Origin of the sequence: Gabonia massiliensis (genome assembly GCF_001403595.1) — a bacterium.
Lineage (GTDB): Bacteria > Bacteroidota > Bacteroidia > Bacteroidales > Coprobacteraceae > Coprobacter > Coprobacter secundus.
Genome location: NZ_LN877938.1, coordinates 500,406 through 513,661, shown reverse-complemented (window position 1 = coordinate 513,661; position 13,256 = coordinate 500,406). Strand labels below are relative to the sequence as shown.

Below are 13,256 nucleotides of genomic sequence, written 5' to 3'. Positions count from 1 at the left end.
ATATGCAGGGCAATGTAGGCTATTCCATTACACCCGATTTTTGCGGAGATTATCTTACGTTCAACGATGCTTCTAATATCAAACTATGGGCATCGGAAAGCTGGACCAATCATCAGGCCGACGAAATGATATTCACCGGATGGTACGACTTTACATTGCGGCTGTTGCCCGTACCGCCGGGTTCCTATGAAATCCGTTTGGGATATCGTGCCGAAAGCTGGAGGGGAATCGCACAACTCTTTATCGACGGCGATATACAGGGTATACCTGTAAACCTGAGGACAATCGGTACCGACCCCGGAGTAGGGTGGGTGGCCGATTCGGAAACAGCCGATAACGGTAGCGAAAATGATAAGGCGATGCGCAACAGAGGATACATGAAAGCCCCCGCCTCTGTATATTCCTTGAACGGGCCCAAGACATTGCGCGACGATTCCTACTCCCTGCGTATCGTCATCGGGACGTTCTCTTTCCAGGAATATGCACCCCACTATTTCAGGGTAAAAAATGTGGAGACAAACGACCGGGAATTCCATCTCGATTACATCGAATATATCCCTACCAACCTTATCGAAACGGAAGATATTAACTAATACACAGTACATATAACAGAAAACAGATATAATATGAAAAATCGTATATCAAGTATATGGCCGGGAATCGTCTTGTTGTTAGCCGCAATATTCGTTTCCTGCAAAGACGATTGGGATTCGCATTTCGACCGTTCGGAAAACTTGCCCGATGAAAATCTGTGGGAAATAATCCGGAGCGAAGCATCCCTCGCTTCATTTGTGAAAGTCGTGGAAGCGACCGGGTACGACTCTCTGCTGACCTCTACGCAGACATATACCGTTTGGGCCCCGGTAAATGATGCTTTGTCGGGCATAGATATGAACGATAAAGAAGAGCTGCTGCGTATCGTCAACAACCATATAGCCCGGTATAGCAACTCCACCGCCATGCCGGTCGATGAAAGTGTCGTTATGCTGAACGGCAAGAGGCTGATGTATGCCAGCGACGGCACACTCACTTTTGGGAGCGCGACCCTGTTGCAAAAAGACCGTTTGGCATCGAACGGGATACTTCACACCGTCTCGGAAGTTATACCTTATTCCTATAATCTCTACGAATACGCACAGACACATTCGGACTATTCCAAACTGTACGATTTCATTTCCTCTTTCAATGAAAAAGTCGTATCGGAAGAGCTGAGCACATCACTCGAAATCGTCTACATAGACTATAACCCCTTGTTGGAGTCAATCTACGGTATAGGATATGTACAAGATGAAGATTCTACTTATACCATGCTCTTGCCCGACAACAGAGCTTGGGACAAAGCTTACGAACAGATAGCCCCTTACTTCAAAGCCCCTACCCATAACGGGCAGGAGTATGCCGACTCGCTGCAAAAAGTACAGACCTCGCTGGCCATTGTCAACAGCCTTGTATACCGTAAACTTGTCGAAGAACCTTTTGCACAGTACGATTCTCTCGTGTCTACCACCGGTACGGTTACCCACAATGTACCTTCCCTTTTTGCCGGAACAACCTTTATCAAAGGCTCCAATGGAAACATATATACGACATCGGCGCTTAATTATGAGCCGCTCGACACATGGAATCCCGAAATCGTTATCGAGTGCGAAGACGAAGACGGTCGTACGGTCAACGGCTCATCTACGGCATTCGTCCGTACTGTTTCCGTGGGCGACAACTTTACCGATGTCAGCAACAACAGCTATCTGGAAGTGACCGGTTCGGACCAAGCATCCGTTTCATTCCAGATTCCCAATATACTCTCGGGCAAATATGAAGTCTATGTAGACTTCGTTCCCCCGATAGTGGACGGAGAAGAATTTGAAACAGAAAGAGCCCAAGTCGAATTTGAACTGGAGTATATGAATACCAACGGCCGTACCAAAACTTCCGACGGAAAGAGAGCCACCGTTACCGGAACGGAAAAAGTCCGGGCAACGGCCTTTACCGGTGTCACCATGCCAGTAGCCAACTACTATGACAATCTGTGGTGGTCCGAGACCTCACATACAGCCGCCGATGCCAAAGTAACCACGACCCTCACAGTATATGCGGAGAAGACTTCGAAAAACGTGGCGAAATTCCGTATCGATAAAATCAGATTTGTTCCGGTAAACTAAAAAAGATAGGAGTCAAAAACAATGAAGAAGCAGAAAATCAAAAATAATCATATAACATATATCTCTATGTGGAAATCAATTGCTTTTGCGACATGTCTGGCATGGTATTCCCTATCTGGGGTAGCAGTCAATCTTCCCGCTCAGGATTCTGTTCCCGAATTCCGGAAAAATACTGAAAATACCTTTACCGTTACCGGACGAGTCGTCAACAATGCCACAGGACAAGGTTTTGCCGGGGTGCGCGTCAGTGCGGTAAATACCCGTATCACAGCCATGTCCGACGAAAAAGGTGAGTTCAGAATCGACCTGCCCGACGGCAGAGTGACACTTTCGGTAGAAGCACCCGGATTCCATGACCAGATTGTACCTGTCAAAGGACGCCATAATATAGAAATACGCATCCTCGAAGATAACGGTAAAGCATTTTATGACGAGACCGTTTTTTTGCCCAACGGGGCCAATTCCGTAACCCGTTTCTCGACAGGAATTACGGCCATAAACGAAGACATCACAGCCAGGCTCAACGGGCAGCTCCGCGTACTCTCCCAGTCGGGTATTCCCGGGAGCGGCAGCACGATTTTTTCGCGAGGACTCAACTCGTTGAATGCCTCTGCACAGCCCCTGTTCATTGTCGATGGCATTATCTGGCAGATGCAGGAAAATGCTTATTCGGCAGTCGACGGTTTTACCAATAATCCCTTGGCTCTGATAGAACCCAATGATATAGAAAAAATTACTGTATTGAAAGACGCGACAGCCATCTATGGAAGTAAAGGAGCCAATGGAGTAGTCATTATCGATACCAAGCGAAGCCGCGATATGGCCACCGAAATAGAAGCTTTTATAAATATGGGATATCGCACGCCCTTCAAGACCATTCCCGTAATGGATGCAAAGGCATTCAGGCTGTATGCCTCCGACATGATACGGGGTATGGATGTAGATGCCGACCGCTTGCAGTTCCTCGACGATGATCCTACCCGTACATATTACAAGAGCAGCCACAACCAGACAGACTGGTTCGACCAAATCAAAAAAGGTGCTTTCTCGCAGAACTATGGAGTCAATGTACGCGGAGGAGATAACATAGCCTTGTACAGTTTTTCGATGGGATACACCAAGAACGACGGAAATCTGGACAATACCGGTTTCAACCGGCTCAATGTCCGTTTCAATTCGGACATCAACCTGGCGAAAAATTTCAAAGTAGCCTTGGATATAGCCTTTGCGCAGACCGTAAACCATCAGGTAACATCAGGACTGGATGAGGTGAGTTCGCCCCTGTATCTTTCCCTGATAAAATCGCCCCTCTATCATCCCTACCAGTACGACACCGACGGCAATCTGACTGCCCGGTTGAGCGATACCGATGAGTTGAACATAGGCAATCCGTTGGCGATACTCAACAATACGGCCAACATAAAGAAATATCGCTTCAATGCCAACGCCAGGCCCACTTACCGGTTGATGGACAAACTTGAGCTGAGCCTCCTCTTCGGATACTCCTGGGACAAAGAAAAAGAAAGAGCATTTATTCCCGATAAAGGCGTGTCGGACGTACCCCTATACAATGACTTGGGCGAGGTATATGCCACAGCGTTGAATCAAGTGCGCAATTTACAAGGAAAAGAAGTTTCCGCCACAATCGACTTTCGGGCTACATACGACATATTGAAAGATGCCGTAAACAAGTTGCAAGTATTTGCGGGGTACCGGTTCTACAATGACATATACGACTATACTTTCGGCAAAGGATACAATACCGGGTCAGACTATCTCTCGGGACTCGAAAACGCCTCCTCGTCCTTGCGTTATATGAGCGGGCAGAATCTGCACCAGCGTACCATATCCTGGTATCTGAACGGAGATTATGCCCTCTATAACCGCTACATATTCAATGTCTCGGCAGCTATGGAATCATCATCCCGTTTCGGGCGCAAGGCCGACGCCTTGAAAATCGGAGGGGTACCCTGGGGACTCTTCCCCTCCGTCTCTGCCGCATGGATAATATCATCGGAATCATTTATGAAAAATGTAGATTTCATCAACTTCCTGAAACTGCGGCTGAACTATACTCTTTCAGGCAATGACAATATTATCGACTACGCCCGCAATTCATATTTCCAGTCCACTCATTTTTTCGGAAATGCCTACGGGCTTACCTTGGCCAATATCGGAAATGAGAAACTGAAGTGGGAGAGCACCTCCATGGCAAAAGTCGGGTTAGACTTCTGCATGTTCGACAACCGTTGGTCAGTAAATGCCGATTTTTACACCTCCAGAACCCAAGACCTGCTCACCCGTAAACAATTGGACGACGTAGCCGGAGTGAAATATTTCTGGAGCAATGACGGAGAGCTCGAAAACAAAGGATTCGAAATAACAACCAACCTTCGTATCATAGACCGCAAAGATTGGAAACTCGACTTTGGAGCCATGATTGGGAAATATAAAAATAAAGTAACCTCCTTGGCAAACGGCTCGTATACCACCTCTATCGCAGGAGGAGAAATATTGACGGCAGTAGGACAGCCCGCCGGAGTATTCTACGGATACAAGACAAAAGGAGTGTTCAAGGACGTAGCCCAAGCAAAAGAAGCCGGGCTTTCCGTGAAATCCAATACCGGTGAACTAATCCCCTTTGAAGCTGGAGATATGCACTTCGAAGATGTAAACGGAGACCACATTATCGACAGCAAAGACCGTCAGATAATCGGTGACCCTAATCCCGATTTTTATGGTAATTTCAATTTCAACTTCTCCTATAAAGGCCTTACGATAGGAGCCCTGTTTACCTATTCTTACGGAAACGACGCTTACAATGCCTTGCGTGCAAATCTGGAATCCGGAAGCAGCCTGATAAACCAGTCTACAGCAATGCAGAACCGCTGGGTTGTAAACGGGCAAGAAACAGATATCCCGAAAGCTACCTATGGCGATCCCATGGGAAATGCCCGGTTCTCGGACAGATGGATAGAAGACGCCTCTTATCTGCGTTTCAAATCCTTGTCCGTATCTTACAAAATCCCTGTAAGAACCACATTTATACAAGGACTGTCCGTCTGGGCTTCGGTAAACAACGTATGCACCCTGACCAAATATCTGGGTAGTGACCCCGAGTTCTCATATAGTTCGTCGGTACTCTATCAAGGTATAGATGCCGGTATGATACCTCTGTCCCGCTCGTTCAATTTAGGAGTGAAAATCAATTTGTAAACACATAAATAAAAGTAATTATGAAAATAAGGACAAATAACATACGAGCTTTCATATATATATTTCTGGTATCCTTGTTGGCAATATCTTCCACCTCATGTGAAGATATGCTCGATACAGAATCCACCGACTATGCCTTTGACAGGGAAGGAAATCTTAAAAACCCCAACGATTCCTTGTACTCGGTAATGGGCATACTCTCCCAATTACAAAAAATAGGAGAGAGGTACGTACTTTTAGGAGAACTGCGGGGCGATTTGATGGCACTGACAGACAAAGCCTCCGTATCGTTGAAAGAAATATCTCAGCTGCAATTTACAGCCGACAACGAATACGCTGACAAAGTAGACTATTACAGCATCATAAACAACTGTAATTATGCAATAGCCCGTATGGATACTACCTTGACAAACTATCAGGACAAGATTATGTTGCCCGAGTTTGCCGCAATCAAGACGATCCGGGCATGGACATACTTGCAGATAGCCCAGATATTCGGAACGGCATATTACTATACCGAACCCATTTTAAATCTCGAAACATCCATGCAGCAATATCCGGCATTAAATATGGAGCAGTTGATAGACAAGCTGATACCCGATTTATTACCCTATATTGATGTCCGCCCCCTCGATTACGGAAGCATCGATGGCTGGAATTCAAGATGCTTTTTTATCCCGGTCAGGATGCTTTTGGGGGACATGTACCTCTATCAGAACAACTATACACAAGCCGCTGTCATGTATCATGACCTGATGGAAAAACAATACTACACGCTGAACAAGATTTACTGCACCTTCTGGGACGACCGCAATCGTTCCTCCGCCACGACAGGACATACTTCGACCTACATCGGGGAAATAATGTCTATGATAGCTTATAGTACCGATGCTCGTGACTATCATACCTCGCTTTTCCGTCTCTCGTACAATGCCCGGCCGGTATTGGTTCCTGAAGAATCATTTGTCGAGAAAATGAACGCATCCATGTATTTCTTCTCAGACATAAACAAAGGCTCTACCAAGATAGATGCTTACTTGAGCGGAGACTTGCGGGGCGTAGCCAAATCTCCCAGTGTATCGAGTCCGGGCAGTTTCGGCCCTCTGGTTTTTGGAACTACCGGTGTGAAAAATATCATTGTGAAATACAGCCGGGCCATTACCTCCTCGGAGTCGGGTTGGGATCCTGAGAATGAAGAAGTGGGTATGCTCTATTACCCGATAGCCATACCCATATACCGCATACCCCATCTTTACCTGAGATATGCCGAAGCCGTAAACCGCGCAGGAAAACCCTCCCTTGCATTCGCCGTACTCAAACACGGGCTCAGGCAAGAAGTCGTAGACTCGGCAACTATTGTGAATCCGGCCGAAGTAGCAGCAAAAGAAACATACATACAATTCAACAGCACGTTCGACTCGAATATCCCTACAGCTATGCGCGGACGCGGACAGGGCGTAAATCTGGATAAGACCGAATATGTAATTCCCGCACTTCCTACCCGCGAAGACTCTATACTGTTTGTCGAAGACTGTATTCTCGACGAACTGGCAGCCGAGACATCATTCGAAGGAAACCGGTTCTTTGACCTCTTGCGCATATCGCACCATCGCAGCAACCATCCCGAACTGATGGCAGATAAAGTATCTGTGCGCTTCCCCGACCCGGCAGCGGCCAAAGCCCGGCTGATGACCATAGACAACTGGTACATGAAATAATCGAAACTGTCCGGGAAATGACAAAAATGTCGTTTCCCGGACTTACAAAAGTACAATTGCGACATTTGCACCAGTATTTGACGTATTCGTATTATTGAGAATGCGACAACTCGTCTAATTTTGCTTATGTGAATTCGCAAAAACTTTTCAAAAAAGACAACAAACAAATTATAGGATTTTTTTAACTTAAAAACACTGACAAACATGAAAAACTTTACACCGAAAGCCCTTATTTTAGCATCGGCATTATTTGCGGGTGCAGAGGCCTCGGCACAAACCGTTCCGGGCTTTGCCAAAGCAGAATGGAGCTCAAGTCTATACCAGCTCGACCGTCCCGGTTATTGTCTGGGAGATTATAATAACGACGGGTTTATGGATTTTTACAATTGCGGGCTTTCCAATACAGGATTTGTCCCCAAGGAAGACGGTTCGGGCAATCAGGACGGATACTGGCCTTACGGATTCTTGTATAAGAATATAAACAATGAATCGTTCGAAAAGCCGTCGACCGACAGAGACGAGCAGTACATTATGCTCTCGGGAGTACCCAGTGCCGTATATTCGGAGGCCTCTTTTGTAGATTTCAACAACGATGGTTATCTCGACCTCTTTATTGTACGGCCTTACGAAAGCGACTATGGATGGATGCCTTCGGCTGCCTTCTATAACCCCGAAGAAAATCGTAAAGCCACGGAAGTATATATCAATTTAGGACCTGACGGAGATTATAAGTTCAAGAGAATGGAAGGTCTTGACTTGCCTGTTCCTTGTGGTGACGAGAGTTGCAAGCAAAAAGTAAATGAAGGCCAAAAAGGGTCTGTAGCTTTTGGTGACTACGACAAGGACGGGTACATAGACATACTCATGACAGGTATGGAAGACGGACACAAGCGCTTTGTCTACCTGTATAAAAATCTGGCAGGGCAAGGATTCGAGAAACAGTTGGTGGCCAACATGAAAGAGGGCGACACCTATGATTTGGGACTGTATGTTATGGATGAGTTAGGATTGCCTACCGAGGTACCCAGCAAACAATTCAAGCCCATGTCGCATGGCTCGGTAGCTTTTGCCGACCTTGACAACGACGGCTGGCTCGATATTATTTGCACCGGTTATTCCGATGACAGAGGAATCGAATTCCGTACTTACCGCAACTTGCAGAACGGAGAATTTCAGGATGTAACCGAAGACTATGCCAAATCCAATATATACCGGATATATGAAAATCAATTGAAACTGGTCGACATCAACAAAGACGGTTATCTGGATATTATCAATTTGGGTACACCCAATGCCGATGACAGGGGAGAAGCAGGAGGACGCAAGCTGGCCTCTATACTGATAAACAATGGAGCAGAAGCCCCCTTCACGTTTACCGAGAAATTAGAATCCGAGACAGGTTTGGCTCCCGTATCGGCAGCACAAGTCTTTATGGCCGATTTTAACGGAGACGGATATGCCGATTTGCTCTATCACGGTTGGAACAATGATTGTGGTTGGAACACATTCTTGGCAACTTACAAAAGGTCTCAAAGCCAATTTGTTATAGATGACGAATTCTCTCATCAAGGTACAGGTGACATTACGACCGGTGCCGGTTTCGATTTCGGAAACTTTGCAGTAGGTGATTTCAATGGAGACGGACAGTTCGATATGATAGAAGGAGGATACCCTGACCACACCAATGTTTGGCTGAACGAGAGGGGAGAAGACGTGTCTGAAGCCCCGGTTGCACCTACCGACTTGGCAACAAGCGTAAGCAATGGGGTATTGACAATCACCTGGAACGACGACAACAACGAAGAATATCTGACATATTACAATATACATATCACCGATGCCGACGGAAAGCTGGTTGCATTCACGACTTCGGCATTGGATAACGGAAAACTGACCTCATATCCCGAGTTTGCGACATTGGTACGTTCACATTCATACTCTATGGCATTACCTAAAGGTGAATATACCGTAAAAGTATCGGCCGTAAACCATACCTATCAATCCAGCGAATTTGCCACTGTCAATGCTACTGTTTCAGATGAAGTGGGCGTTGAAAAAACAGTAGCCGGAAACATCGTTGTAAAAGCCTTGGGAAATGGAATATTGGTAAGCAGTACGGATGAAATGGAAGTAGACGTATATACCATAGGAGGACAGTCCGTTGCAACCGGAGTCACCAATCAGTTGTTGCCCGTGAATGCAAACGGTATCTATCTGGTAAAAGTGGCCGGAAAAACGTATAAGGTCGTAAAACTTTAAAAATAGGCATTAACCCATATATGTGTGGAATTGACTGTTTGATAAGTTTTTTACAATAATGAGAATCGATTCAGACAGTTTTTAAGGTTGCCCGACCGATTTGCTATTCGGTCGGGCAATTTACTTTAGTTACGCGCCTTTGCTGGGAAAAGCAGGTGGGGGGACGAAAGCGCAAAATGAGAAACGAAAGCCATAAAAACAAAGAAAAAAAATGAACAGGAAAAAACTTTTTTTACTATTATTAAGCTGTAGCTTGGGAATATCGTCCTATGCAGGCGACATCGAATTTTCCGGTGGCGATTGGAAAATGATACTGAAAGAAGATACGAAAAAGATAGATATCGCCTGCAATGATGCAACAGTACTCACCGGCACATACGCATCGGTCAAGTACAACAAAGCGTCCGGAACAGAAGAGACAACGCTGAATACCGATGACTGTACCGGTGTAGAGCTTGTACGGTCAGACCTTTCGGACAATTTCGGTTCAGGCGAGAAAGTCTCTCTGGACTATTCCTTCTCAGGAAACACACATCTGATACAAGACTTTTATTTTTATGACAACTATCCCTATTTCTTGGTGCGCGTTACAATCAAGGATACAGAAGCCGTATCCAGTAACCAGCTCATACCCTTGATGAGCCAGTCGTCCTCGACATTCCTCGCCAAAGACGACAGTAACCGTATATTATATGTACCTTGGGACAATGACGGATTTTCCCGTTATGCAGCCCGCAAATTCGGAGGGGAGACCACCTCATCGCACGAAGCCACAGCCATCTATTCCGCCCAGTCGCGTAAAGGATTGATAGCCGGTTCGGTAGAACACGACACATGGAAAAGCGCTGTTGTCGTGCATGCTCTGGCGACCGGAACAGTCGACTATTTCAAATGCCTGTCGGGATATACCAATCAGTCTACCACGCGCGATGCCCTTCCGCATGGAAAAGTAACAGGGGCAGAAGTCCGCTCGGCACTTTTTATGATAGGGCTCTACGATGACTGGCGTAAAGGAATGGACGCTTTTGCCCATGCCAATACATTGGTTGCCCCGCCGGCCCCGTGGGAAGGAGGCGACCCTTTCGGTTGGAGCAGTTGGGGTGCTATGCAGACACGAATCAACTATCAGGGATGTATGGACGTAGCCGATTTTCTCTCGCAAGATGTCTTCAAAAACGCCGGATTCGTGGACGAAAAAGGACGTACCATACTCAGCCTTGACGCATGGTACAATGACAATATGAATAATGAAGAACTGAGCTCTCTGGCCACACATTGCAAAGAAAAAAACGGGCTTATCGGAGCCTATGCCGGTTTTCTATGCCGTTGGGACTGGGAAAATCGGGAAAGTCCGCTGTACCCCAATTGCCCCTATAAAGTAAAAGACATATTGCTGAAAGTCAACGGTGAAGAATACAAAAATCCGGCAAACGGAGCTTTATGTGTAGACCCCACCCATCCGGGGACGATAGCCGCCATGAAATATTCGATTATCAACTATGCCAAATTAGGGTTCAATTACATCAAGATTGATTTTATGGACTGCGGTATCTGTGAGGGAGACAGTTACTATGTACAAGACATTACTACCGGAGTGCAAGCCTATAACTACTTTATGAAACAAATGTACGAATACATCCAGCAAAAGATGCCGGGAGCCTATACCGTACTGGCGATGTCTCCGATGTTCCCTTACCAGTACACCACAGGCCGTCGCACCACTTGTGACGCATGGGGGAGCGTACCCAATGCCCAGTATGTGCTCAATGCTACCTCTTATGGCTGGTGGACAGACAAGTTGTACACCGTCAATGACCCCGACCATTTGGTGATGATTGGAGTAGATTACGATAGTAACCAGAATGTAAAATCGGTAGTAGAGTTCTCAGAAGGAACCAATCGCATACGCCTGACTTCGGGAGCCATTACAGGAGCCTATATGGTAGGTGATAACTTCAGCGACAATTGTAAAGACGGTAATGGGACTGTCGTGGGAAATCCCGGACTATCGAGAGAAAGAGCATTGAAACTCTTGACGAATACGGACATCAATGAAATGGTAAGACTCTGTGGTGCCTTTTATCCCATAAACGGACATGAAGGGACGACAGCCAGCGTGTTGGGAGCAGATTATGTATATGCCGACAAGTATGCTGAAGACGGTTCCGAGAAGCTGTTCATGTATGAGACATCCGCCTCGGTATACGTAGCCGTATTTGCATACAAAGACGCCCAGAACGCAACCATCGATTTCGCCCGTATAGGAGTACACCCCGACAATGTATCGGAAATAAAAGAATTATGGGAAGGCAAAACCGTCTCCTTCACAAGCACGGGATTTACCTATGATGTCCCCAAACAAGACGTAAGAGTCTATCGCATATCTAAAAAAAAAGTAGACGTGTCGATTGAAGAAACAACGGTCGGGACAGATGCGCTTGCCATTGCTCGGATAGGAAACAAAGTACATATCTCCTCGGAAACGGAAATAGACACCGTTGCATTGTATTCCTTGTCAGGAGGAATATTATCAGTAAATAAAGTATCGGATTGCGAAGCGGAAATAGACACGGCTTCCTATACATCGGGCGTCTATATCGTTAGAGTCGTTTTGAAGAACGGGGAGATAATCGCTAAAAAACTGGTGAGCATAGGTGTGTGATTAGGTATATAGATGTTAGGCCCTTTAATGATAGGAGGACATCCGAATATATCCCGATGTCCTCCTTGTCTCTATATATAGTATATTCGTAATCGCAATATAATTATTCGAAAGTAATATCGAATTGGTCGTAAGGAGCATTTCTCCAGGCCTTGTCGGATGTCAACTTGGAAAGAGCAAACAGGGGAGAAAAGGTACGTACCTTAATTGTCTTTCCGTCCGGAAGAAATTCTAGGATACGGAGCCATCCATCTCCTCCATTGCCACACCACTCACCGTCTGCGGTCTGGGCGTTGAACATCATCTGTGCGACATTTTTACCGGCAATATTCTTATCCGTGCGGAAACTGACCTGATTTTCATAGTCGACAATGGCACAAGCATGTCCGCATATCACCATTCCGATATTTGGGGAAGGATAAACCAGTTTTTCCCATATAGCTTTCCCATAATTGGCCGGAGCTATTTTATATTTCTCTTTTTCGCGTCGTTTGGCATTAGCAGTAAGATATGAATGTGTGAGCAAAATCACTTTATGATTTTTGTACCTCTCATCATTGGCAATAGACTTTGCCCATACAATAGCTTCATCACGAGGAGCAAACTCGATGGAAATGACTAAAAGTTTTCCCCAAGTATCCGTATCCAGCTCATAAGCCGCATTCTCCAACGTAGGAATACTGTCTGCGTTTAGCCCGACAGAGACTAAAGATTTTCTCCAGCAACTGTTTCTCTCGACAGGAAAATAATCGTGGAAGTAACTACGTCGGCACTCAGCCGAAACATAGCCATAATCATGGTTACCGGTACAAAGCACATACGGAAGTTTATTGTCAAGACGGCGGAATGCCCTTGATGCGGCTTCCCATTGTTCGGTACTTGTCTGGTTTCCGTTTATCCCGTTAGGAATAAGACAGTCGTTTTGCTCTACAAGATCACCGGTACAAAGTGCACTCTTAATCTGCAGGTTATCGATGTTATTAGCTATCCAGGCCGTTTGTAATTCAAACAAAGGCTGGTTGGCATCATATTTATTATAACTTTGAGGATCCGGAAGTACAATGATAGAAAAAGAATTTGGGTCAGACAATTTTGGCCGTACGGGATATACTTGTGCATGCAATGAAGAGATACCGGTAGAAATTGCCGTTATCCATATAAAACACATAAAAATTTTGTTTTTCATCATATATTGTTGTTAAAGGATTATGCCCCTGTTTTTTTATTCGTTGTAGAGTCCGG

The 13,256-nt window shown here is 45.7% G+C and carries 6 protein-coding genes and 1 pseudogene; 6 read left to right on the top strand and 1 reads right to left on the bottom strand.

The window, feature by feature from the left end:
* From BN2628_RS04235 to BN2628_RS04210, 6 genes and pseudogenes are all read left to right on the top strand, one after another.
* Positions 1–593, top strand: a pseudogene (locus BN2628_RS04235) (fasciclin domain-containing protein); the annotation flags it as partial.
* 33 nt (positions 594–626) lie between these two features.
* On the top strand, positions 627–2,159 hold the full coding sequence (locus tag BN2628_RS04230; RefSeq protein WP_055096137.1) for a fasciclin domain-containing protein: 1,533 nt from the start codon (positions 627–629) through the stop codon (positions 2,157–2,159).
* A 21-nt stretch (positions 2,160–2,180) separates the two neighbouring features.
* Positions 2,181–5,375 (top strand): SusC/RagA family TonB-linked outer membrane protein, encoded by a 3,195-nt coding sequence (locus BN2628_RS04225; RefSeq protein WP_055096135.1) that lies wholly within the window; start codon positions 2,181–2,183, stop codon positions 5,373–5,375.
* A 20-nt stretch (positions 5,376–5,395) separates the two neighbouring features.
* Entirely contained in the window at positions 5,396–7,093 is a 1,698-nt protein-coding gene (locus BN2628_RS04220) for a RagB/SusD family nutrient uptake outer membrane protein (protein ID WP_021929262.1), read from the top strand.
* 204 nt (positions 7,094–7,297) lie between these two features.
* Positions 7,298–9,352 (top strand): FG-GAP-like repeat-containing protein, encoded by a 2,055-nt coding sequence (locus BN2628_RS04215; RefSeq protein ID WP_055096133.1) that lies wholly within the window; start codon positions 7,298–7,300, stop codon positions 9,350–9,352.
* Positions 9,353–9,563: 211 nt separating this feature from the next.
* Entirely contained in the window at positions 9,564–12,014 is a 2,451-nt protein-coding gene (locus BN2628_RS04210) for an alpha-galactosidase (protein WP_021929264.1), read from the top strand.
* Positions 12,015–12,117: 103 nt separating this feature from the next.
* On the opposite strand, the gene BN2628_RS04205 is transcribed toward BN2628_RS04210, so the two are convergent.
* Complete coding sequence (locus BN2628_RS04205) at positions 12,118–13,182, bottom strand: metallophosphoesterase (protein ID WP_246469162.1); 1,065 nt, start codon at positions 13,180–13,182, stop codon at positions 12,118–12,120.
* Positions 13,183–13,256: the final 74 nt, after the last annotated feature.